Below are 24907 nucleotides of genomic sequence, written 5' to 3' on the forward strand. Positions count from 1 at the left end.
TTGCTGGTTTTTTGTTGTGATAAGGTTTTTGTTTTATTTTATTGTTGATAGGACTACATCCTATCCTTAATTAAATCGCCACTTTGTGGCTCCTTAAACATCAACTTTAACTTCCCCCTCGTCCGGCTCCTAACTTCCAACCTTTAACAATTAACTGTTCTTATCAATTTCAATATCGAATGTACGCAGCAGGCCATGGACTTCGGAAAGAGAAAATTTAGCCTTTTTAAGCTTGTTTAAAGATGGATCGATGGAATAATTGATGGAAGTCCTTAAATCTGCTTTTTCAAGGTTTGTACGGTCAAAAACAGCGCCTGAAAAATCACAATTGCTGAATATTGTATTCGATAAGTCACATTCTGTAAAATCAACTTCAATTAATCTTGAATTTTTAAATAAGGTCTTTTTAATCGAGGTTTTGTAAAAGACGGAATTGTTTAAGGCACAACCTTCAAATTGGAATGAAAGCCCAAACTCGTTGCAATCATCAAAATGAAGCCCGAACATTTTGCATTCTTTAAACGCTACATCACGGAAAGCCGTTGAAACAAGTTTTACCATGCTCAGATTGCATCCTATAAATTCGCAGTCATTAAAGCTAAAACCGGAAAGGTCTGCATATTCAAAATTACAGTTTCTAAATGTGCAGTTTTCATATTCCCCTTTTTCTATTTGGGAGAAATCTGTATTTTCAAAATTTTGATCTAAAATGTAGGATTCTTTCATAAAATTTATGATTTCGAATATATTTTTCTCCTGCGAATTAACGGGTGCAGATTTTAACTATAAAATTTAACGGAATGTTGTCAACTTTAAGCCTAAACCAGACTGTTTTTGTCAGAATAATTTAATTTAAAGAAAATGAAAGTCATGATTGAAAAGGCAAGCAGTGAACTTCCCCCATAACTAAAGTACGGCAACGGAATACCAACCGTAGGAAAAAGCCCCATAACCATCCCTAAATTGATCGTAAAGTGCATCAACAGGATCGAAGCAAAGCAATATCCGAAAACACGGTTAAAAGTAGATTTCTGCTTTTCTGCGAGATAATAGATCCTTCCGATGTAAACCATATAGGACAGAATTAAAATTGCGCTTCCTACAAAGCCCCATTCTTCACCTACAGTACAGAAAATATAGTCGGTTTCCTGCTCGGGAACAAACTTCCCCTGGGTAACGGAACCTTCACGATAGCCTTTTCCTAAAAGTCCGCCGGAACCGATCGCTGTTTTTGAATATAATAAATTGTAACCTGAGGTATCTCTGAATGCTTTTTCACCTTTGTAAAGAACTTCAATCCTTTCTCTCTGGTGTTTCGGCAGTTTTTCTAAAATATAAGGCGACCCAAAAGCCAACCCGCACAGAACAAGAACAGAACCTACAATACTTGCAATAGAAATAACATTCCAGGACATTTTATAATAATTCATGGCAATCCAACCTCCGATAATGAGGACAATTGCAGCTGCAACGTAAATAGGATTTACCGCCAAAGAAATTAAGAAAACACCCGCAAAAAGGAATCCTATTCCGAATAATAATCCGTTTAATCCTTCTCTGTATAAAGCAATGAAAAATGCGATAAAAACAAGCATTGATCCCACATCGGGGATCATTAAAACAACAGCCGCCGGAATTCCGATGATACCTAATGCTGTGTACAAAGATTTTTTGTTACTTAAATTAAAATCAGGTCCGGAAACATAATTTGCTAACATTAAAGTTGTGCTAATTTTTGCAAATTCAACCGGCTGCATCGTAAAACTCCCGAATTTATACCAGTTTTTCTGACCTAAAATTTCTTTACCAAAAGGAAAAAGACCAATAAGAAGCAAAACTCCGCCAATATAAAAAATACCTGCCATATTCTCGAAGAATTTACTTCTTCCCACAAATATGATAAGCCCGACAAACAAAGAAATCCCGAAGAAAACCAACTGCTTTTCTCCCAATTTCTGGTCAACACTATAAATATTTGCAATCGCAAAAATGCAAAGCAAGAAATACAAGCCCAGTCCTAACTTATCTATTCCTTCCGTCCATTTCATTGCTTAACTGGTTTTGTGTTTTTATTATTTTTAGTTTCGTCGTCAATCTTTTTTTGCAGCTTAATTTTCTGTTCTTTAATGAAGTTTAAGCTGTCCTGAATCTTTTTAAGTTTAATAGAATCAGGTTTTGGTTCTACATACAGGCCTTTACGTTTAAGATCGGCAACCCACTGTCTTTTATATTCAGGCATGAAACTAGAAGTTACCATCTTTTTGTAAAGATTTTCTCTTTTTACATCTCCGGTAATATATTTTTCAGCAATCACGGTCGCTGCGGGTCCTGCCCAAGTGGCTCCAAACCCGGCATGCTCCATCACTGCGGCAACGACAATTCTCGGCTTATCAGCAGGTGCGATTAATACAAAAATAGAGTTATCCTTTCCTTGCGGAACCTGTGCTGTACCTGTTTTTGCTAATTGCGTAAAGTCATTTGATTTCAAACCATGTGCTGTACCTCTTAAAACTACGGCCTCCATTCCTTTAAGAACCGGGCCGAAATGTTTTGGATCAACTAAAGTTTTATGTTTTTTCTTAAATCTCTGATCAGGATTTGGTTTTCCATCAATTGCTTTTACAATGTGAGGCGTGTAATACCATCCTTTATTGGCAATCGCTGCAACATAGTTTGCCAGCTGGAGCGGTGTTACTAAAACATCACCCTGCCCCATTCCGTTGAAAACAGCTCCGGTAGCTAACGGATCCCAATTTTTAGGATCTTTGGTTGAACCGCTTGCTTTAAGGATGGATTTCATTCTTTTTTCATAAAACTCTCCCGACGGGATTCTTCCTTTTGCGCCAACGGCTAAGTCATTATTTAAAAATTCTCCTACTCCAAAGCTGTTCATGATGGCTTTCCATTCATCAACTCCTTTTGAAGGATTTCCCGGATATTTATTCATGATCGCCAGATAAGCGTAAGAAAAATAACAGTTGCTGGAAATTTGTATTGCAGGAATTAAAGGATCTGCTCCGCCGTGACCTTTAATTCTTAATCCTCTATAATTAAATCCTCCGCCACACGGGAAAACTGTATTTTCATCCATTACTCCCATTTGCATTGCAGAAAGGGCTGTTAATAATTTAAAGGTAGAACCTGGAGGATAAGCTGCCTGAAGGGATCTGTCAAAAGTCGGTTTGTTCTCGTAAAGCGTATCTTTTGATAGGGCGTATAAATTTTTAGATTTAAATGGCCCTGTGAATAAATTCGGATCAATATCCGGACCTGTTGCCAGGGTTAAAATCTCGCCGTTATTAGGATCGATGGCAACAATTGCTCCGTGTTTATCGACAAGCATTTCTTCTGCCATTCTCTGAAGATCATAATCGATGGTTAAAGTAATATCTTTTCCGGTCACCACATCTTTATCGAGAGATCCGTTTTTATAAGAACCGATATTTCGGAGCCTGATATCTTTTTGGATGTATTTCATTCCTTTAATTCCCCGCAGCTCTTTTTCATATGACTTTTCAACACCTGTTTTTCCGATGAAGTCTCCCGGTAAATAATACACAGAATCTCTTTTTATATCTTTTTCGTTGACCTCACTTGTGTAGCCTAAAAGATTTCCGGAAGTAGACACTTCATATTGACGCTGAGGTCTTGAAACGATGCTGAAGGCTGGATATTTAAATATAATTTCCTGTACTCTCGCAATATCTTCTCTGCTTAAATCCTTCAAAAAAGTCATTGGAGTAAGCTTGGAATAATATTTTTCCTTTTTAATTAAATTAATCTTTTTAATAAAATCCTGTTTGCTGATTTTCATTAAATTACAGAAAGCGATTGTATCAAAATCAGGTTTCATTAAAGCCTGCGTGAAAGAAATTTCATAAGCCGGCTGATTTCCCACCATGATTTTACCGTTCCGGTCAAAAATGACTCCTCTTTGCGGAATAACATATTCGATTTTAATGGAAGTATTCGCTGCATTTAAGGCATAACGGTCTGTAAACAACTGCAAATAAGCCAGCCTCACCACAAAAATAAGGGCGATAACGACAAGCACGGAAAAGATTTTTAAATAACGTGTGTTCAAACTTTTTGTTTGATTTTAAATATTAATGCATAAATAACGATAAATATAAAGGAAATTATACTAGTTACCAATACATTAAGAAAGATTTCGAAAACTCTGCTAAACTTAAAGAACTCTATATATTGTACTAAAAGCTGGTGCAAAAAGATACTTGAAAACAGAAACAGCAGAAATTGTCCCCATTGTAAGGACTGAAAAGAGAAAAAATCTGTGGAAGTATCTGTAGAAGTCCTGAAAATCAATGTTCTGAAATAGGCGATCAAAGTCGTTGCAAAAGCATTAATCCCTCCCGAATACAAGAGGATATCGATCGAAAGGCCTATTAAAAAGCTTAAAGCTAAAAATTGATATTTATTTCTAAAAAAAGGATAAAACATGACAAACACAGGATATAACACCGGGGTATATTTTCCGAGTAACGTGATCCTGTTCAGCACAAAAATTTGTAATGCAACCAGGAAAATCATGATTAAAATATCTGTAAATAATGTTCTGCTAATCATTTTCCTTTTTTATTACAGCTTGCATTGTATCTTGAATCTTCTGAACCTCAGCTTTTTTAAGGTTTTTAACAACATAAACCTTGCTTAAAGCACCCATTTTCTCGCTTAATTCCACTGAAATATCCCAGAAGCCTGTTTTATTGTCAACGGAATAGCCTCCAATGGTGCCGATCATTACTCCTTTCGGGAAAATTGCTGATTTTCCGTCTGTTACAACAGTATCACCAATTTTTAAGGCAACATATTTAGGAATGTCTGCCAGGTGCATCACTCTGGAATTATCTCCGTTCCAGGTCAATGTTCCGAAATATCCTGAATTTTTTAAAGCAGCATTAATCCTGATCTTATTTACACTTAAAATCGACTGAACTAAGGCGTAACTATCTGTAGAATTGATTACAATCCCCGCAACACCTCTCGGCGCCATGACGCCCATCTGAGGAAAAACCCCGTCTCTGCGGCCACGGTTGATTGTAAAATAGTTATTTCTTCTGTTAATACTGTTGAAAACGATCTCCCCATCTACAAATGTAAAGATTTGTCCGCCTCCCAAAGTATCATGTACTTTTTTGAATATTGGATTTTTTGCGCCTTCCTTTCCGTAAAGCTCTACCATCAAAGCCTTGTTCTGAATCACAAGATCTTCGTTGATCTGCTTTAATTTAAGGTAAGAAACCCCCTCATCAATATATCCGGAAACCCATGAATTAAGCGCGGCCGACTGACCCGCAATCCAGGATTTCTGCATGGCATTTTTAGAGAATATCAGAACCAAAGCAATAATTTGCAGGAATATAAAGAAGACAAAAAGTGCGTTCTTCGAAAATAATCTCAGCAAAAATCCCATTCAGATATAAAGTCGTAAAAAGTTAAAATTATTTTATTAAGAAATTGAATTTATCCATATTCTTAAGTGCGATCCCGGTTCCACGAACAACAGCTCTCAATGGATCTTCCGCAACAAATACAGGAAGACCGGTTTTCTTGTGCAGCCTGTCCGCAAGACCTCTCAATAGCGCACCGCCACCAGCAAGATAAATACCTGTTTTATAGATATCAGCAGCCAGTTCCGGTGGCGTTAAAGAAAGAGTTTCCATTACAGAATCTTCAATTCTGATGATAGATTTATCTAATGCGCGGGCGATTTCTTTATAGCCAACCATAATCTCTTTTGGCTTACCTGTGATAAGGTCTCTTCCCTGTACCGGAATATCCTCAATATCTACATCCAAATCTTCAACGGCAGAACCCACTTCGATTTTTACTCTCTCGGCAGTTCTTTCACCAATATAAAGATTGTGGTGAGTTCTTAAATAATAAGCAATATCATTTGTAAATACATCTCCTGCAATTTTCACGGATTTATCACAAACGATACCTCCCAAAGCAACCACGGCAATTTCTGTAGTTCCGCCACCTATATCGATAATCATATTACCTTCCGGTTTCTGAACATCAATTCCAACTCCTATTGCTGCGGCCATTGGCTCGTATATCAAACGTACTTCTTTTGCATTTACTTTTTGAGCAGAGTCTCTTACCGCTCTTTTTTCAACCTCCGTAATCCCTGAAGGAATACAGATTACAATTCTTAAAGCAGGCTGAATGAATTTACCCTTAATTCCGGGAATTTTTTTGATAAATTCTTTAATCATATGCTCAGAAGCGTGGAAATCTGCAATTACCCCATCTTTCAGCGGGCGAATTGTTTTGATATCCTCATGAGTTTTTCCCTGCATATGCTTCGCTTGCTCACCCACAGCGATCGGTCTTCCCGTCGAACGTTCGATGGCAACGATTGACGGCTGATCTATAACAATTTTATTATTATGGATGATAAGGGTGTTAGCAGTTCCCAGGTCTATCGCAATCTCTTGCGTAAACATATCAAATAAACTCATATTTTTCTTCTGATTTTTTAAAGAGTTACAAAGATATGAATTTAAGCCTACCAAAGAAATTCCGAGAGCAGATAATTTGGTTAAAATTTTATTAAAATTTTTACTGATCTATTAACTTTTGATTTAATTGTTTACAGCCTGTGATTTCAACAAGAATTAAGATCATTTCTGATGAAAATATAAGACAGTACGGATGAATTCAGCTTAAAACAAAAAACTTTCAAAAGATTTTTTTACTAAAACTTATACACTTAATATTTAACATTAATTAAAAACTTTTATATCTTTCCCTATCAATCAAAAGCTTATTTAGAAGTATCCCAAAATAGTTTTTCACGATAATTATCATATATAGTATCAGAAAAGGTTTAATTAAAAAAAACGTAAATTTGCCTCGCTTATGTCACAGTATTCTACTATACATCAAACGTCGAATTTCGCCGTACTTTCTATAAGCTTTGAAAAGGCAGACGTAGAAACCCGGGGAAAATTTGCATTTTTCGACGACAATATCAAAAACTTTGTAACCCGAATTCATGATGAAGATTTAGGGGATGCTTTCGTGGTCTCCACCTGCAACAGAACCGAAATCTACACTACTTCTCCCAATTATCTTCACGTAGCCGAGGAATATTGCAAAACGATCGGAGTAAATTTCACCGATTTCCTTCATTTTGCCAATATTTTAACGAAGGAGGAAGCGCTGATTCATTTATTCAGAGTGGCAGCCGGCCTTGAAAGCCAGATCATCGGAGATTTTGAAATTATCGGACAGATCAAAAAAGCATATAACCGTTTTAAAAAAGAAAGACAGAATTCTAATCCTTTTCTAGAAAGGTCGATCAATTCTGCGATTCAGATTTCAAAAAGAATTAAAAACGAAACAGGAATTTCCAATGGTGCCGCTTCTGTTTCTTACGCTGCTGTTCATTATATTTTAAATAATCAAAAAAGATTAACCGACAAAAACATTCTGCTTTTGGGTGTTGGTGAAATCGGGCAAAATACCGTTGAAAATTTAGTTAAGCACGTTTATCAGCCTAAAATTAAAATTGCCAACCGAACTCAGGAAACGGCAGCAAAAATTTCCGAGAAATATCATATTCCTCATATCGATTATGCTGATTTTGATAAAGAATTAAGCAATACAGACATTCTTATCGTTGCAACAGGCGCAAAACATCCGATTGTGAACAAATCTCATTTCCCGAATGGAAAAGAAACTCTGGTAATAGACCTTTCAATTCCTCATAATGTTGATAAAGATGTAACGGAAAATGAAAATGTAACGCTGATTGATGTTGATGAGCTTTCAAAACAAATTCAGGAAACCATTCAGCAACGCGAAAAAGAAATTCCAAAAGCTGAAAAAATCATCAAGGAAATGACAAAAGAATTCCTTGAGTGGGAAAAAAAGAGAAAGCTCGCCCCCAATATTCACCATTTCAAAGCCGTTTTAAAGAACATGGAACGCAACGAAATGCACAATTTTTACAGAAAAAATAAATACATAAACATCACAGACATGGAACTTTCTGACAAAATGATTCAGAAAATTACCAACCGTTTTGCAAAATATATTATCGATAATCCTCTAAAAGCCGAAGAAATTAGTAAATTAATGCACGAAATATTAGTTGAACAACCAAACAACGAATTCAATGAAAAGCATTAGGATCGGTACTCGAAATTCGGCACTTGCACTTTGGCAGGCAAGAGAAGTTGCAAGGCATTTACAAAACAATAATTATCTTACAGAGATCGTCCCGATCGTTTCTTCGGGTGATAAAAATCTCAGTCAGCCTCTTTACGCTCTGGGAATTACGGGCGTTTTCACAAGAGATCTTGACACCGCGCTGTTAAACGACGAAGTTGACATTGCCGTACATTCTTTAAAAGATGTACCTACAAAGCTTCCTGAAAACCTTGAACTCATTTCTTACCTAGAAAGAGATTATCCTCAGGATGTCTTAATAAGAAAAGAATCTGCAAAAACTAAAGAATTCCACGAATTGAAATTAGCGACAAGCAGCTTAAGAAGAAGAGCTTTCTGGCTAAAACATTATCCTGAAGCGCAATTTTCAGACATTCGCGGAAATATCCAGACCCGTCTTCAAAAACTGGCAGAAGGTGATTTTGACGCTACCATTTTATCGTTAGCCGGAATCAAAAGAATGAAAATGGACATTGATTACGAAATGCTTCCCATGATGATTCCTGCGGCGGCGCAAGGTGTAATCACGGTTGCCGGGCATTCTGATAAAAAAGAAATCAACGAAATCGTAAGAAATGTAACCAACCACGCTCAGACCCAAATCTGTGTAGAAATGGAAAGAAATTTCCTGAGCACGCTCGAAGGAGGCTGTACGGCACCCATAGGAGCTTTTGCCGAAAAGTTTGACAATCAGATCAGATTTATCGGCGCACTTTGTTCTCTGGATGGTAAAAATTATATCGCCACCGATGAAAACTTCGAATATGATCCTAATGAAAATTACGGGAAAAAATTCGCAAAAGCTGTGCTTGAAAACGGCGGAAAAGAATTGATGTCAGAAATTAAAACACAACTATAATTTTAAATTTTAAATTTTAAATCATTCTTAATCTTCCTGCATCAGGCTTCCATCTTCAAACTTAAAGGCATGAAAATCTTATTTACCAAAAATATAGACCGGTCTGTTTTATCCAAATCTTTAGGAGAGCATATTTCGGCTGATTGTGTTGAGGTAATTAAGACGAATTCTATTAAGGTAAAACCATTTGACTTAAAAGATCATTCTCTGATTTTTACAAGTACAAATGGGGTCATTTCTTTTTTTCAGAATCATTTTAAGCCTAATGAAGATTTTACTTCGAAAAATTTTAATAAAATCTACTGTGTCGGCGAAAAAACAAAAAAAGAATTAAGGAAAAACGGCTTCGGAACCTTTAAAGTTTTGAAAAACGCAGAAACTCTTTCAAAATTTATCATTGAAAACTGTCAGCATGAAAAATTCCTTCATTTTTGTGGAAATTTAGCGATCAGTGTTCTTGACAATGCTCTTCCTTTTCAGAATATTAAGTATAAAAAAATCACAGTTTACAACACAGAGGAAATCAATCCTTTAATATCTGAAAAATATCATGCCGCTGCCTTTTTTAGTCCAAGCGGAGTTCGTAGTTTTGCAAATCAGAATTCGTTTGACGGGATGACCCTTTTTTCAATTGGAAAAACAACATCCAACGAACTGAAAAAATTCACTTCACAAAAGATTTTTACTTCTGAAGAAAATACACTGATCTCTCTTTTGGATCTGATTAAAAAAGAGGTTAAAAACAGCTTATAAAATGCTTATTATCGGTAAAACGATAAGTTTAGTTTAAATAAATTATGATTAAGAACGACCTATATTTAAAAGCCCTTCGCGGAGAAACCGTAGAAAGACCGCCAGTTTGGATGATGAGACAGGCCGGAAGATATTTACCGGAATTCATTGCTCTTCGTGATCAATATGATTTCTTTACGAGATGCCAGACTCCTGAGTTGGCTTCTGAAATCACTGTACAACCTATCAGAAGATTTCCTTTGGATGCGGCGATTTTGTTTTCCGATATTTTGGTGGTTCCACAGGCGATGGGAATTGATTTTAAGATGAAGGAAAATGTTGGTCCGTGGTTGGATAATCCAATCAGAACGATGGAACAGGTTCAGAACGTGATTGTTCCTGACGTTAATGATACGTTAGGATACGTTTTTGATGCGATCGAGCTGACGTTGCAAAAATTAGACAATGAAATTCCATTGATCGGTTTTGCAGGTTCTCCCTGGACGATTCTTTGCTATTGCGTGGAAGGAAAAGGAAGCAAGGCTTTTGATATTGCAAAATCTTTCTGTTTCCAACAGCCGGAAGCTGCTCATTTGCTGCTTCAGAAAATTACAGATACGACGATTGCTTATTTGAAGAGAAAAGTTGAAAAAGGGGTTTCTGCTGTTCAGGTTTTTGATTCATGGGGCGGAATGCTTTCTCCAACCGATTATCAGGAATTTTCGTGGCAGTATATCAACCAAATTGTTGAAGCTTTAAGTCCGCTGACGCACGTTGTGGTTTTCGGAAAAGGATGTTGGTTTGCATTGGAAGAGATGACTCAATCACCAGTTTCAGCTTTAGGCGTTGACTGGACGATCACTCCGGAATTTGCAAGAACATTAACTAATCACACAATGACACTTCAAGGGAATTTTGATCCTGCAAGATTGCATTCAACTCCTGAAACGATTAAAAAAATGGTTAACGAAATGATTAACCGTTTCGGAAAAGACAGATATATTGCAAATCTTGGCCATGGGATTTTACCTAATATTCCGGTGGAAAATGCTGAGGCGTTTATCCGAGCTGTTGTGGATTGGAAACCGAATGTTTAATTTTATTTTAAACTTAAAAATATAAAAGCCCTTCAAATCAATGAAAGGGCTTTTTCTATGAGTAAAATATATTAATAATTAGTCAATTTCGGTAATGAAATCTTCTTTTGATTTTCTCACTTTAGTAAGGTTTACCAACCAGTCTGATTCTTCATTTCTGTAGCCAATCGGTAATAATAAAACACTTTTTAAGCCTTTTTCTTTTAAGTTTAAAATTTCATCAACCGCTTCTGGTGAAAAACCTTCCATTGGTGTAGAATCTACTCCTTCAAAAGCGGCCGCAATAATGGCTGCGCTGAAAGAAATGTAAGCTTGTTTTGCGGCATGTGTGAAATTTTCTTCAGCAGATCTTTGCGGATATGTTCCTAATAACATCTGTCTGTAATTTTCCCAGCCTTCATTTTTAAAACCTCTGATCTCATTGGTTAAATCAAACATTTTGTTGATTCTTTCTTCGGTATAATTATCCCATGCAGCAAAAACCAATAAATGGGAAGAATCCGTGATTTGTGGCTGGTTCCAGGCGTGTGGCTTGATCTGTTCTTTTACGTCCTGATTGGTGATCACGATGATTTCGAAAGGCTGCAATCCGCTTGAAGTAGGTGCTAATCTTGCCGCTTCCAATATTTTATCCACTTTTTCCTGTGGTACTTTTTGACCGTTCATTGCTTTGGTGGCAAATCTCCAGTTCAATTTTTCTAATAATTCCATAAATTAAATTTTGACCGGACAAAATTACTCCAAGAAACACTATCAACAGAGACAGAAACTCCTATTTGAAATATTGGCAAAATCTATTATTTATAATGAATTTAAATTAATTAAATAAAAAGCTCCTGAAATTCAGAAGCTTTTACTGTTTATTTTTTAATAATTTTCTTCGTGACGATCTCTTTACCGTTATCAATTGTAATCAGATAGGCGCCTTTTGAAAGGTCGGACAAATTATATCCGTCAGACTTTCCAATGAAAGTTTTGACAACTTTTCCGGACATATCAGTTACTGTAATTTTAGAATTAATTTTTAATTCATCCGATTTTATGTAAACATTCTCAACCACCGGGTTTGGATATACATTTAATTTTTCTGAAGCTTTAACATCCGATGTCCCCAATACCGTTCCGGTGATCATTACATCATCAACTACTGCTGTATATGAATAATCTCCTGCATCATCATACACAAATCTAAGCCGGAAATTAGGATTTACATAAGGAGCTAAATCAATATTTGCGGCCTCTACATAAGCGCTAAGCACATAGGTAAGTGTACTAAAATCGATAGTAAAAGTTCCAGCATCTCCGGAAGCAGTGAAAACCTGAACCCACGAAGTTCCGTTAAAGGCTTCCACTTTCAGGATTGAATTAAAATCATAAATTATATTGGCATATTTAAAAGATAATTTAGGATTTGAAGCTCCCGCGAGATTGATAACCGGCGAAATCAGTCTTGCATTGTGATTTATGCTTCCAGGTCCTGCATCGTCATCGTCAAAAAAAGCCGCTCCGCTGGGAAATGAAGCCACTCCGTTTTGAGATCCTACACCCCAGTTAAAAGCAGTATCAGGATTTTCGGTCGTCCAGCCTGAAGGTAAGGATCCTCCGTTAAAGTTTTCTGAAAATATCTGTGCATTGCTAAAAGCACCGATCAGTAAAAAAGGCAGTAATAATTTTTTCATGGTAATATCTTTTATTGGTGCCCTAAAATTAAATATTAAATTCTACATAAATCTCATTATGATGAATAAAATTCTCATTTTATTTAATTGTAGTTCAAATTATTACAAAATAAAAAAGAGACTCACAAAATTCTGGAGTCTCTTATATATTATTAATTACTAATTTTAGCTCAACATTCGCTGTGCTTTTTTTACGCCTTCAACCAAAGCATCAATCTCCTGAAAAGTGTTGTAGACCGCAAAACTTGCTCTTACAGTCCCTGCAATATTAAAGAAATTCATGATGGGTTGTGTACAGTGATGTCCCGTTCTTACCGCAATTCCCAACTTATCAAGGATCATTCCTACATCGGAAGAAATTCCTACTCCTTCAAGATTAAATGAAACAACGCCCGTTCTTTTGGCTTTTTCACCGTAAATTTTTACGCCTTCTATTTCTAAAAGATGTTTTTGTGCATATTCCAATAAAGCATTTTCATGATTCTGAATTGTTGTCTGACCAATTTTTTCTATAAAATCAACAGCGGCTCCCAAAGCTATATTCCCGCCTACATTCGGTGTTCCTGCTTCATATTTAAAAGGAAGACCTGCATACGTTGTTCCGTCAAAAGAGCACGTCGCAATCATCTCTCCTCCTCCGTGAAATGGCGGCAACTCTTCAAGAATTTCCTGTTTTCCGTATAAAATCCCTGTTCCCATCGGGGCATACATTTTGTGACCGGAGAAAACAAAGAAATCACAATCCATTTTTTGAACATCAATCGTGAAGTGCGGTGCAGATTGAGCTCCGTCGATTACAATATATGCATTTGAATTTTTTCTTGTTTTAGCGATAATTTCTTCGATAGGATTTACAATTCCCAATGCATTTGAAACCTGGTTAACAGAAACAACTTTTGTTTTTTCACTTAAAAACTGATCCAGATAATCCAGCTGAAGAATCCCGCTTTCATCCATCGGGATTACACGAAGCTTTGCGCCCGTTCTTTCACAAAGCATTTGCCAAGGCACAATATTCGAGTGATGCTCAAGATAAGAAATGATAATTTCATCGTCTTTTTTCAATTTTTGAGTTAAAATATAAGCGATGAGGTTTAACCCTTCTGTTGTTCCTTTTGTAAAAATTACTTCAAAATCATTTTTAGCATTAATAAATTTCTGGATTTTTCTTCTCGAAAGCTCCATTTCTGCGGTTGCTAACTGACTTAGTGTATGAATTCCTCTATGTACGTTTGCATTAAGCTCTTTATAATATTTGTTCCAAACGTCTAAAACTGAGTTTGGTTTCTGAGATGTTGCTGCATTATCTAAGTAAACCAAGGGCTTACCGTTCACCTGCTCGTTTAATATTGCGAACTGACTTCTGATTTCCTGAATGTCAAACATTTATTAAAATTTTAAATTAAAACGTTCTTATTTAGAACACTTCAAATTTACGGCTTTTTTTCTGAAAGAAAATTGTAACAATATTATTATAGATTTAATCTAAAAAACAAAAACCTGCCAAATAAATTGACAGGTCTTATATTGTTTAAATAAGCAATTCTTATTCTGCTGCAGTAGTTTCTTCTGCTGCCGGAGCTGCTCCTTCTTCAGTTGCAACTTCTTCTTCATCATCGTCATCCATTGCTGCTGCACCTCCTTTCATTGCATTTCTAGACATCTTAACAGCTACTACAACTGCATTGTCCGGGTGCATGAAAGAATATCCTTCAGTTTTGATACCTCCTACATAAAGTTTGTTACCAATTTTAAGCGAAGTAATATCTACAACTACCTCATCAGGCAAGTTCGCAGGAATAGCTTTTACTTTTAATTTTCTGAAAGACTGACGTAAAACACCACCAGCTACAACACCTTTAGAACGACCAGTGATTCTTACAGGAACCTCCATAACAACTGGCTTATCGTCAGATAATCTGTAGAAGTCTGCGTGAATAATTTTGTCTGTAATCGGGTGGAACTGAATATCCTGAAGAACTGCAGGGATTGCCTGACCGTCAATTTCAATAGATACCGTGTGTGCTTCAGGAGTATATACCAAACCTTTGAAAGCTTTCTCTTCTGCAGAGAAGTTCAATGGCTCACCACCTCCGTAAACAACACAAGGAACTAATTCAGCATCACGTAAAGCTTTTGTCGACTTTTTGCCCACGCTTTCTCTTTTTGTACCTTGAATTGTAATAGATTTCATTTATAAAAATTTAAAAAATTGTTTCAATTTAAACTTGCAAACAGCTAAAAATCAATTAAATAACAAATTTACTGCTAATTGATTGATGCTCATGAACCATCTTCATAACGTCTGCAAATAATGGGGCGCAAGATAGCACTTTTATTTTAGTTGACAAATTATTTTTCACAGGAATTGAGTCAGTTACAATAACTTCCAATAATTTTGAGTTCTCAATATTATCATAAGCTTTCCCTGAAAGTACTCCGTGAGTTGCCATTGCTCTTACTGATTTTGCTCCTTTCTCCATCAAAATGTCTGCAGCTTTGCAAAGCGTACCCGCTGTATCAATCATGTCATCAATAAGGATCACATTTTTGCCTTCTACATCTCCGATAAGGAACATTTCTTCAACTACATTCGCTTTTTTTCTTTCCTTATAAGCAATTACTACATCTGCACCAAGGTGCCCCGCATAATTTTTCGCTCTTTTTGCACCTCCCATATCCGGAGAAGCGATGGTAAGATTATCCAGATTAAGATCTCTGATATAATCTACGAAAATGGTTGAAGCATACAGGTGATCTACAGGGATTTCGAAGAAGCCCTGGATTTGATCTGCGTGAAGATCCATGGTCATAATTCTTGTTGCGCCTGCAGCAGTCAAAAGGTTTGCTACCAATTTGGCACCGATTGGCGCTCTTGGCTTGTCTTTTCTGTCTTGCCTTGCAAGCCCGAAGTAAGGAAGTACAACGGTGATGCTTTTCGCAGAAGCTCTTTTTGCAGCATCAATCATCAGAAGAAGCTCCAAAAGATTGTCTGCCGGCGGGAACGTAGATCCAATCAGGAAAACCCTTCCTCCTCTTACAGATTCGTCCAAAACAGGCTCAAATTCGCCATCGCTGAACTCCTGAAAGTTGATTTTTCCTAATTCTTGCCCATAATACTGTGCAATTTTTTCTGCCAAGTCCTTACTCGTCCTTGTACTAAATAGATAACTTAACTGATCGGCCATTTTTACTTTTTAAAAGATTTTGCAAATTTAAAAAAAAACCACAAGAATTACTCTTGTGGTTCTTAAGTTTTTATTTTCCTTATGTATTAAGGGAATTTTACCCCGGAATATTTATTAACATCTACCTGTGGCAATGTTGATTTATATTTCATATTGATTGCTTTGATAAACTCATTGGCAACAATGGCATATCCTCTACCTGTAAGGTGTACGCCGTCCAGGGAGAATGTTCCTCCCGTGATAAATTTAGCTGTAAATTTCACTCCATCGAATGAAATGCCTGACTGCCCGTTTAGCTCAACCATTTTTTTGTTAGCATCAACAAAAGCTAAGCCATACGTATCAGCCAATGTTTTAATAGAAGCATTGTAGGCATCAACTGCAGTTTTTACGTTCGCAGCTTCAGTTTTGCTTAATACGTGCTGATTTTCTAACGGGTAAGAAACTCCATATACATTTACTCCGGCAGGAGCTCCCGGAACCGTGCTTGCAATAACCGCTCTTGAGGTTAGAAGAATATAATCATCAGCGGTAGTTTGTCTTGCCTGTCCGAAAATCTGTCCGAAAGCTGTTGCTGTAGGAAGTCCCAGTGCAGGAGTCAATGCTGCAGTAAGCTGAGCCGATAAATTCGGTAAAGACGTATCTTTAATCAAAACCGGGTTTGCAGAGGTTGCAGAAAGCAAATTAATTCTGTCTCCGGCTCCAAAAGCTGTTAAAGCCTGCTTTAAAGGTCCGTACAAACTTGTATTTAAAGTATTAAGATTTGCACCTAATGCTGCAGGAGTCAGCGGATTGTAAGGTACCGTTGTGAAAAAAGGAATTGAAGTCACATAAGGAATATTGGCAATAACCCCTTTTGTAGCACCGCCTGCTTTTAACTTATCAAGCCCTCCTTTAATAGCACCTGCCACAACAGCGGGATCAGAAATATCATTAGCGCCATAAGTTGCAGGATTTGTATTTCCGGCTTGGTTAACTCCCATTCCACCGCTTGTTGCGTAGCTTAACACATCATTATTTCCTATCCAGTAAGAAAAGAAAGTAGGATGTTTTGCCACAGCGTCATCCACAACCGTAGAAGTTGCACTTGATGAGAATCTTACGTAATAAGGATTTGCTGTCCCAACCAATATTCCGGAAGGATTTCCGTAACCCGGAGCTATTAAATGGAAAGATTTTGCTCCCGGAACCCCAAAGTTATTTAATGGTCCTGTAATTTTAGTCAATACATCTGTAGTAGGTGTGGCAACTACATTTTCAATAACCGGAGAACCGTTTGTAAATGCTTTGATATAAAGCTTTGTTGCCTGGATTGTGTTACCAAGCAATACCAAACCGCCATTGTTGTCTTTCATAAGCGGCTGCACAAAATCGTGCCCGCCAGCCAGTTTCATCTGGCCTGCAATAATGCTGGGATAAGATTCATTTTGCCCGTCAATATATAAAGCATTATCTCTGTATCCTGATGTTAGTGAATTTCCTAATGAAACGTAATTAGAAAAATCTGCTTCTCCGGCAGTTACAACAACGTCTTTTACATCTGTATCGAATTCATGCTCGCAACCTGTCGTAAAAAGTAATGCAGAAATAGCGATTGTAGAAATTATAATTTTTTTCATAGTCTGTCAATTAAAAAGGATTATAAGATAAACCTAGACCCACATAAAATGCCGTAGCCGTAGATTGTCCGTAGAAACCAAGATTAGCATTTTTCACGTCTCTTGCCTGAGGCATTGCATATCCTCCTGCAATGTCTACTCCGAATTGTTTTAATTTAAATCCAACCCCGCCTGTTACTACATAAGTATCATATGAAGGTGTTTCTGGAATGAAATCTTCATCTCCGTAAGGAGACTCATCATAATACGCACCCAGACGCGCATAAATCATATCAGTGAACGCATATTGGGTTCCCAATCTGAAAGTTTTGGTGTTATGAAAGTTTTTAGGAGCAACAAGAACTGTAGGATCGGCCTGATTTCCGACAGGAGCACTGGCAAAATCCAACTTCAGCTTGCCGTATCTGTCCCATCCGTGGTAGTTGAAATCTGCAGAAACCAACCATTTTGGAGTGATTTTATAGGTTAAACCTACTGTATATTCTTCTACTAAAGGCAACATTGCTGAGAAGTCATCCTGTCCGGTAGAAGGATCAAGCCCTAATAAAGGATAAACCGATTGTGACGGGAATTTGAAAGTGGCTTTTCCGTGAGTCGCTTTCATATCAACCGGAGAACGGTACGCGATACTTATATCAAGCTTCGGATCGGGTCTGAAATAGAATCCGAATCCGTAACCGTGACCGACAGCTTTGTCATCTTTAAGATTAAGCTCACCACCAAATTGGGTGATTGCTTTATCCCAGTTTACCTGTCCTCTTGCATAAATATAACTTGCTCCGAAAGCAAACCAGTCATTAAATTTATAGGAAACCATCGGTTGAAAATAATAGGCCTTCAGCTCAAGCTTCTGAACCATTTCTTTTCCTTCCCAGTCGCTAGGATATTCAATTGTACTACCAAAAGGTGTTGAAAAACTGAAACCGATTGATAATTTATCTACAGGCTTATACGCAATTGCTGCGTAAACAGGAGTTCCGATAGGATTATCGGTTTCTGTATTTTGCAAGGTATTCATATTTTGGAAGGTAACTTTATTACCTGCCGCAAAACCTCCTACAGCTATACTTAGTTTCGAAGGAATGAATGACATACCCGCCGGGTTAAAAAACGCCACACTGGCATCTTCAGCATGAGCACTGGTATGTGCCATCGCCAATTGTCTTACCCCCTGCAGAGATACCCTGAAGCCTCCCGCATAAGATAGAACACCCGCCAATAAAGCAGTGGATACTAAGATTTTTTTCATAGACTATTATTATATAACCCAAATATAAAATTATTTTGGTTACAACTGTTAATAAATCTTAAAATTTTAAACAATATCCTAAAAGAAAATTATGTTTAAAATAGCACTTTCACAAAAAAGAGACTTAAAGCGATAATTATTAGACAATTAATAAAGTTTTGCCGGATAACCATTTAAATTGTTTAATATTAAACAATGAACTTATGGAATATTTGATTATTTTAGAATTGGATAAAGATAAAAATATATAAATTTGCAAATTAAATATATAATATATGAGTTGTGGATGTAAAACATCCGGCGATTCTGCACATTCTTGCGGTCCCAAGAAAACCGCGAATGGCTGTGAAAGTGTAAATACCTGTGGTAATAGTTATAAATTAAGTGTTTTTGACTGGCTTTCTAACGTCGATAATCCCGCATCAAACAGATGTGATTACGTGGAAGTTAGATTCAAAAATGACAGAAAATCGTTTTTTAAAAATGTAAATAATTTCCCATTACATATAGGTAGTGTAGTAACAGTAGAATCAAGCCCCGGACATGATGTAGGTGTGGTAAGTCTCACCGGAGAATTAGTGAAAATTCAGATGAAGAAAAAAAGAGCTTCTGAAGAAACAGCACTTAAAATATACAGATTAGCCAATCAGAAGGACATTGAAGTTTGGCAGGAAGTAAGAAAAAAAGAAGACAGCGTAAAGATAGAAGCAAGAAAAATCTCTCACAAACTGGGTCTTGAAATGAAGATCACAGATGTTGAATATCAGGGAGATGCCTCTAAAGTTACATTTTATTACACGGCTGAAGGCCGAGTAGACTTTAGGCAGTTAATCAAAGAATATGCCGCTGCTTTCAGAACAAAAATTGATATGAAACAGATCGGTTTCAGACAGGAGGCCGCAAAAGTCGGAGGTATTGGTTCTTGCGGACGAGAGCTCTGCTGTTCGACCTGGCTGACCGACTTCAGATCTGTAAATACCAATGTTGCGAGATACCAGCAATTGAGTATCAATCCTCAAAAACTAGCCGGGCAGTGCGGTAAGCTAAAGTGTTGTCTTAATTATGAATTAGACAGCTATCTGGATGCCTTGAGCAATTTCCCGTCTTCATCTACGATGCTGGACACAGAAAAAGGAAGAGCTTTTTGTATTAAAATCGATGTTTTCAAGAAGAAAATGTGGTTTGCCTATGTTGACAGCTCTATGGCATGGTATGATTTTGATATTGAACTGGTTAAAAAATTAATCGCAAAAAACAAAAAAGGCGAAAGAACTCCTCCTCTTGAAGATCTGAAACAGCCGGATGCTCCTTTGCAGACGATTGATCTTATTCAGGAAAACAGTGTAGACAGGTTTGAGAAGAAAAACAGAGGATTTAATAAAAACAGGCCTCAAAATCAGAACAGACCGAATAATAATAATAATAATAATAATAATCAGAATGGTCAAAGCCAAGGTCAGGGTCCGAGAAAACCAAGACCTGAAAGATCAGACAGACCTCAAAATTCTGATAAATCTGAACGTCCGGAAAGATCTGAAAGACCGGCAAGAGCAGAAAATACCAACCCGAATGCCAATACCAATTCCAGCAACAAGCCGAGACCTCAAAAGCCTCAGCAACAGCCAAAAGCTCAGCTAGAAAAAGTAGAAGCATCTGCCGTTCCAGAGAAAAATGCTCAACCGAACCCGAATAAGAAAAAATTCAAAAAGAAATTTCCTCCAAAAAAAGACAACAATGCATAAAATTTTAGGATTACTGCCTCTTATTCTTCTCTTTAGCTGTAACTCTTCGGGAGAAGATGTTATCATGAATTCCGTTGATAATAAGTGGAGTAAGAAAGGTGAACAAAAATTTAATCTTGAAATTTCCGATCCGCAGAATCCTAAAAATATTATATTTGTTGTGAGAAATAACAATAATTATCCTTATAGCAATATCAGGTTTATTGTCAATTTTACCGATCTTCAAAGTAAGAAAAAGGAGACCGATACGTTGAATTATGTATTGGCAAAACCAAACGGCGAATGGCTTGGAACAGGATTTGGTGATACGAAGGAAACGCTCTTTCAATATAAATTGAATTATAAATTCCCGGCAAAAGGAAAATATGAAATCGGCTTGATACAAGCCATGAGAAACGATATCCTTCCCGGAATTGAAGATATTGGAGTAAAAATAGAAACGGCTAAACCGTAAGCATACATGGAAGAAAACAAACAAAACGCCGGAAGTAAAGGAAAAACTTTCCCGCTTCCTCCTAAAAAAAAGAAAGATACCTCTTGGAAAAAATGGGTTAGGATTATTTGGATCGGGCTCATTGTGTTGGTTTTAGGAATTTCAGGACTTTTCTTTACCGTTTCCCAGGGCTTCGTCGGAGAAATGCCTGATGTAAAAGAGCTTGAAAACCCTGACATTTATGTTGCCTCTGAAATTATCTCTTCAGACGGTGTTACGCTAGGTAAATTTGAAAAAGAAAAAACCCAGCCCATTACCTATAAAGAGCTTCCGCCTTATCTTATTTATGCTTTACAGGCAAAAGAAGATGAGCGTTTTAAAGAACATTCAGGAATCGATGTGCAGTCTATTGCCAGAGCGGTGGCCTATGGCGGTAAAAGAGGTGGTGGTTCTACCATCACACAACAGCTTGCCAAGCTTCTTTTCACAGGAAATGCCTCTCAAAATAAAGTTAAAAGAGCTATTCAGAAGTTAAAAGAATGGGTCGTGGCAGTGAGTTTGGAAAAACGCTATACGAAAGAAGAAATCATTACGCTTTATTTCAACAAGTTCGATTTCCTTTTTAATGCAAATGGTATTGAAATGGCTTCTAAAGTATATTTCAACAAAAAAACATCTGAGCTTACTCTACCGGAAGCCGCAACTTTTGTCGCAATGCTTGAAAACCCGAGAAAAAACAATCCTTACAGAAATCCTGAAAAAGCCAAGGAAAGAAGAAATGTAGTGCTGGACCAGATGCAGAAAACCGGCTACATCGATCAGGCAACTTATGAAAAAGCCATCAGCACACCTATAACTGTTGACTTTCATCCTATTAAAAATATTTCAGACGGATATTCCGCCTATTATAAATTTTATTTAAGAAAAGAAATCGACAGATATTTAGCTGATTACGAAAAAGAAACAGGTAAAAAATTAAATCTTTATAAAGATGGTCTTAAAATCTATGTAACGCTTGACTCAAAAATGCAGCATTATGCAGAGGAAGCCATTAGAGAGCATTTAACAGACCTTCAGAAAAGATTTGATGCCGAGCAGAGAGGTAGAAAAAACAGACCTTTCTATTATCTGAATGACAAGCAGATCAACGATGTAATGATGCAGGCTGTAAGAAGAACAGGACGTTATAAGCTGTTAAAAGCTGAAAATATGCCTGAAGATTCTATTATGATGGAATTCAGGAAACCAATCAAAACTTCACGTTTCACCTGGAGCGGAGAGGAAGAAGTAGAAATGTCACCTTGGGATTCTATCAGATATCACAAACAGATTGCTCAGGCAGGCTTAATGTCTATGGTTCCCGGAACCGGTGAGATCAAAGCCTGGGTTGGAGGTATCGATTGGCAGCATTTCCAATATGATCATATCAAGCAAGGTAAAAGACAGGTGGGCTCAACATTCAAACCTTTCGTATATGCAACCGCTATTATGAAATTAGGAATGACCCCTTGCTCAGCCGTTTCCAATGCTTCATACGATCATAACGGATGGCATGTTCCGGGAAGAGGAGGAATGTTAACCTTAAAAGATGGTTTGGCATATTCTCAAAACCCGATCGCAGCACGTCTTATTGAAATGACGGGGGTAGATGCGGTCATCCAGACAGCAAGAGATTTAGGAGTTACGGAAGATATTCCGAGAAACAATACGATCGCTCTAGGTTCATCAGATATTACAATTTATGAAATGCTTGGTGCCTACAGCACTTTTGCCAACTATGGAAACTACAACAAACCGGAAATGATCTGGAGAATTGAAGACGCCAACAGCAGAGTAATTAAAGAAGTAAATGTAGATCCTAAAGAAGTGATGAATCCGCTTTACGCTTATACCATGATTGAATTAATGAAAGGTGTGGCACAATACGGAACAGCTTCGGGAGAACTGGGCAGAAAAGGAATTTCAAAAGATGTTGAAATTGCAGGTAAAACAGGTACAACACAGAACAACTCCGATGGTTGGTTTATGGGAATCACTCCAAAACTGGCAACAGGAGCCTGGGTTGGATGGGAAGACAGAGCCACCCACTTTTACGGAACCGGGGAAGGTCAGGGTGCTAAAATGGCATTGCCGATCTGGGCTATCTTCATGAAAAAAGTATGGGCAGATAAAACGCTGGGAATTTCTACAGAGGATAAATTTGTAAAACCGTCAGACTGGAAAGACGGATGTTCCAATCTAAAAGGTCTCGGAAGCGGATATGGTGATGAAGGCGGACTTCAGACCATTGATGAAATTAAAAACCCGAAACCCGCAGATCCTACACCTAAAAATAATTCAGGTAAAAAAGAGGAAAATATTAATGAAAATCTTCACTCAGCAGATGAGGTAGACTTTAATAAATAATTTCTTTTAATAATAATCATAATGCCTTTCAATCATTGAAGGGCATTTTTTATGCTCCGTTTTAATATCTTTGACCTATGAATATTGATAAGATCACACAACCATTTATAAAAACATTTCCGGGCGATTTTTCAGGAAATCCCATGCAAAGAAATACTCCGAAAGTTTTATTTTCAATCGTTGATCCTGCCGGATTTGAAGATCCGAAAATGATTATATTTAATGAAGAGCTTTCTGAAGAAATAGGATTAGGAAAATTTGAAGAAAAAGACTTTGATTTTCTTGTAGGAAATAACCTTCCTGAAAATGTTCAGACTTATTCAACAGCTTATGCAGGACATCAGTTTGGAAATTGGGCAGGACAATTAGGCGATGGAAGAGCGATTTTAGCAGGTGAAATAAAAAATGAGTCAGGTAAAAAAACAGAAATCCAGTGGAAAGGTGCCGGAGCAACGCCTTATTCAAGACACGCTGACGGAAGAGCCGTTTTAAGATCTTCTGTTCGTGAATATCTGATGAGTGAAGCGATGTTTAATTTAGGAATTCCGACAACAAGAGCGTTAAGCTTAGCTTTTACAGGAGAAAATGTCATCAGAGACATGATGTACAGCGGAAATCCTCAGGCAGAAAAAGGAGCTGTAGTGATAAGAACAGCCGAAAGTTTTCTTCGTTTTGGCCATTTTGAATTGATTTCTGCTCAGGGAGAATATAAAACCTTGCAGGATTTACTTGATTTTACCATAAAAAATTATTTCCCTGAAATTACTTCCGAAGGCATTCAGAAATATAAAGACTTTTTTAAAAATGTTTCTACAAGAATAGCAGATTTAATGGTTGAATGGTTCAAAGTCGGTTTCGTACATGGTGTTATGAATACGGATAATATGTCGATTTTAGGGTTGACAATTGATTATGGGCCTTATTCTATGATGGATGAATATGACCTAAACTTTACGCCAAACACTACAGATTTACCCGGAAGAAGATATGCATTCGGAAAACAGGGACAAATTTCCCAGTGGAATCTCTGGCAGCTTGCCAACGCGCTTCATCCTATTATTAAGGATGAAAAATTTCTGGAAGACACCCTAAATGCTTATGGTGATTATTTTTGGGCCGCGCATGATAAAATGTTATGTCAAAAATTCGGTTTTGATACTTTATTAGAAAGCGATGAGGAGTTTTTTACAAGCTGGCAGGCTTTAATGCAGGAATTGCAATTAGATTATACTTTATTTTTTAATCAATTAGAAAAATTAGATGAAGAAAATGATCTGAAATTATTATTTAGTGATATTTCTTACTCTTTTTTAACCAAAGAAAAATATTCAAAAATTGAGGATTTCGCAAAAAAATACAGATTGCGTCTGGAAAAAAATAGGGTTTCAAAAGAGGAATCTATTGCTTTAATGAGCAAAACAAATCCGAAATTTATTTTAAGAAATTATCTTTTATTTGAATGCATTAAAGAAATTAATTCAGGAAAAACAGAAATCCTGGATAAATTAATAACAGCATTAAAAAATCCTTATATAGAAATTTTTTCTGAATTTTCTCAAAAAAGACCTTCAAATTACGATGATATTGCAGGATGTTCTACGCTTTCATGTAGTTCGTGATTTATCGATTAATCGGATATATAATATTTTTGTTAAATATTACTTAGGGTTAATGATTTTTTTTTATATTTACAAAAAAAAT

Annotated in this window: 21 protein-coding genes; 8 read left to right on the forward strand and 13 right to left on the reverse strand. The window is 36.8% G+C overall.

Going from position 1 to position 24907, the window contains the following annotated elements:
• Positions 1 to 150: 150 nt before the first annotated feature.
• From BLT04_RS06825 to BLT04_RS06850, 6 genes are all read right to left on the reverse strand, one after another.
• Positions 151 to 726, reverse strand: a complete 576-nt coding sequence (locus tag BLT04_RS06825; RefSeq protein WP_089755024.1) for a pentapeptide repeat-containing protein — start codon at positions 724 to 726, stop codon at positions 151 to 153.
• A gap of 92 nt (positions 727 to 818) precedes the next feature.
• Positions 819 to 2048: a rod shape-determining protein RodA gene (rodA, locus tag BLT04_RS06830; protein ID WP_089755026.1), complete on the reverse strand. Its 1230-nt coding sequence runs from the start codon at positions 2046 to 2048 to the stop codon at positions 819 to 821.
• Positions 2045 to 4084 carry a peptidoglycan D,D-transpeptidase FtsI family protein gene (locus BLT04_RS06835; RefSeq protein WP_089755028.1) on the reverse strand — a complete coding sequence of 680 codons (2040 nt, stop codon included), beginning with the start codon at positions 4082 to 4084 and terminating at the stop codon, positions 2045 to 2047. Before BLT04_RS06835 ends, rodA begins: the two co-directional genes overlap by 4 nt.
• Positions 4081 to 4587, reverse strand: a complete 507-nt coding sequence (locus tag BLT04_RS06840) for a rod shape-determining protein MreD (RefSeq protein WP_089755030.1) — start codon at positions 4585 to 4587, stop codon at positions 4081 to 4083. Before BLT04_RS06840 ends, BLT04_RS06835 begins: the two co-directional genes overlap by 4 nt.
• Positions 4580 to 5434: a rod shape-determining protein MreC gene (mreC, locus tag BLT04_RS06845; RefSeq protein ID WP_089755032.1), complete on the reverse strand. Its 855-nt coding sequence runs from the start codon at positions 5432 to 5434 to the stop codon at positions 4580 to 4582. The genes BLT04_RS06840 and mreC overlap by 8 nt, the downstream gene beginning before the upstream one ends.
• A 28-nt stretch (positions 5435 to 5462) precedes the next feature.
• Positions 5463 to 6488 (reverse strand): rod shape-determining protein, encoded by a 1026-nt coding sequence (locus BLT04_RS06850; protein WP_089755034.1) that lies wholly within the window; start codon positions 6486 to 6488, stop codon positions 5463 to 5465.
• A gap of 400 nt (positions 6489 to 6888) precedes the next feature.
• Here BLT04_RS06850 and hemA point away from each other — a divergent pair, with 400 nt between their 5' ends.
• The 4 genes from hemA (at position 6889) to hemE (ending at position 10890) form a co-directional block, all read left to right on the forward strand.
• Positions 6889 to 8163, forward strand: coding sequence for a glutamyl-tRNA reductase (gene hemA / locus BLT04_RS06855; RefSeq protein ID WP_089755036.1), 1275 nt, complete (start codon positions 6889 to 6891; stop codon positions 8161 to 8163).
• Positions 8150 to 9061, forward strand: coding sequence for a hydroxymethylbilane synthase (gene hemC, locus BLT04_RS06860; protein WP_089755038.1), 912 nt, complete (start codon positions 8150 to 8152; stop codon positions 9059 to 9061). The genes hemA and hemC overlap by 14 nt, the downstream gene beginning before the upstream one ends.
• 69 nt (positions 9062 to 9130) lie before the next feature.
• A complete protein-coding gene (locus tag BLT04_RS06865) occupies positions 9131 to 9814 on the forward strand; it encodes a uroporphyrinogen-III synthase (RefSeq protein WP_089755040.1) in 684 nt (227 codons plus the stop codon).
• A 44-nt stretch (positions 9815 to 9858) separates the two neighbouring features.
• Positions 9859 to 10890, forward strand: a complete 1032-nt coding sequence (hemE, locus tag BLT04_RS06870) for a uroporphyrinogen decarboxylase (protein ID WP_089755042.1) — start codon at positions 9859 to 9861, stop codon at positions 10888 to 10890.
• A 78-nt stretch (positions 10891 to 10968) separates the two neighbouring features.
• Here the strand turns inward: hemE and BLT04_RS06875 are convergent, their stop codons facing one another.
• The 7 genes from BLT04_RS06875 to BLT04_RS06905 form a co-directional block, all read right to left on the reverse strand.
• Positions 10969 to 11601, reverse strand: coding sequence for an NAD(P)H-dependent oxidoreductase (locus tag BLT04_RS06875; protein WP_089755044.1), 633 nt, complete (start codon positions 11599 to 11601; stop codon positions 10969 to 10971).
• A 149-nt stretch (positions 11602 to 11750) separates the two neighbouring features.
• Positions 11751 to 12569: a T9SS-dependent choice-of-anchor J family protein gene (locus tag BLT04_RS06880; protein ID WP_089755046.1), complete on the reverse strand. Its 819-nt coding sequence runs from the start codon at positions 12567 to 12569 to the stop codon at positions 11751 to 11753.
• 165 nt (positions 12570 to 12734) lie between these two features.
• Positions 12735 to 13955: an aminotransferase class V-fold PLP-dependent enzyme gene (locus tag BLT04_RS06885; protein WP_089755049.1), complete on the reverse strand. Its 1221-nt coding sequence runs from the start codon at positions 13953 to 13955 to the stop codon at positions 12735 to 12737.
• A 160-nt stretch (positions 13956 to 14115) separates the two neighbouring features.
• Positions 14116 to 14763, reverse strand: coding sequence for a 50S ribosomal protein L25/general stress protein Ctc (locus BLT04_RS06890; RefSeq protein ID WP_089755052.1), 648 nt, complete (start codon positions 14761 to 14763; stop codon positions 14116 to 14118).
• 55 nt (positions 14764 to 14818) lie between these two features.
• On the reverse strand, positions 14819 to 15757 hold the full coding sequence (locus tag BLT04_RS06895) for a ribose-phosphate pyrophosphokinase (protein WP_089755054.1): 939 nt from the start codon (positions 15755 to 15757) through the stop codon (positions 14819 to 14821).
• 86 nt (positions 15758 to 15843) lie between these two features.
• Positions 15844 to 17376, reverse strand: coding sequence for an SGNH/GDSL hydrolase family protein (locus BLT04_RS06900; protein ID WP_089755056.1), 1533 nt, complete (start codon positions 17374 to 17376; stop codon positions 15844 to 15846).
• A 10-nt stretch (positions 17377 to 17386) separates the two neighbouring features.
• Positions 17387 to 18625, reverse strand: a complete 1239-nt coding sequence (locus BLT04_RS06905; RefSeq protein WP_089755058.1) for an OmpP1/FadL family transporter — start codon at positions 18623 to 18625, stop codon at positions 17387 to 17389.
• A gap of 275 nt (positions 18626 to 18900) precedes the next feature.
• Here BLT04_RS06905 and BLT04_RS06910 point away from each other — a divergent pair, with 275 nt between their 5' ends.
• The 4 genes from BLT04_RS06910 to BLT04_RS06925 all read left to right on the forward strand — a co-directional run bounded on the left by BLT04_RS06910 (position 18901) and on the right by BLT04_RS06925 (position 24825).
• The gene (locus BLT04_RS06910; protein WP_089755059.1) at positions 18901 to 20367 is read left to right on the forward strand and encodes a PSP1 domain-containing protein; all 1467 of its coding nucleotides are present in this window, start codon (positions 18901 to 18903) and stop codon (positions 20365 to 20367) included.
• Entirely contained in the window at positions 20360 to 20821 is a 462-nt protein-coding gene (locus BLT04_RS06915) for a gliding motility lipoprotein GldH (protein ID WP_089755060.1), read from the forward strand. The genes BLT04_RS06910 and BLT04_RS06915 overlap by 8 nt, the downstream gene beginning before the upstream one ends.
• A 6-nt stretch (positions 20822 to 20827) precedes the next feature.
• The gene (locus BLT04_RS06920) at positions 20828 to 23206 is read left to right on the forward strand and encodes a transglycosylase domain-containing protein (protein ID WP_089755061.1); all 2379 of its coding nucleotides are present in this window, start codon (positions 20828 to 20830) and stop codon (positions 23204 to 23206) included.
• Positions 23207 to 23283: 77 nt separating this feature from the next.
• Complete coding sequence (locus BLT04_RS06925; RefSeq protein WP_089755062.1) at positions 23284 to 24825, forward strand: protein adenylyltransferase SelO; 1542 nt, start codon at positions 23284 to 23286, stop codon at positions 24823 to 24825.
• The last annotated feature ends 82 nt before the right edge of the window (positions 24826 to 24907 follow it).

This window comes from Chryseobacterium soldanellicola, assembly GCF_900100115.1.
Classification (GTDB): Bacteria; Bacteroidota; Bacteroidia; order Flavobacteriales; family Weeksellaceae; genus Chryseobacterium; species Chryseobacterium soldanellicola.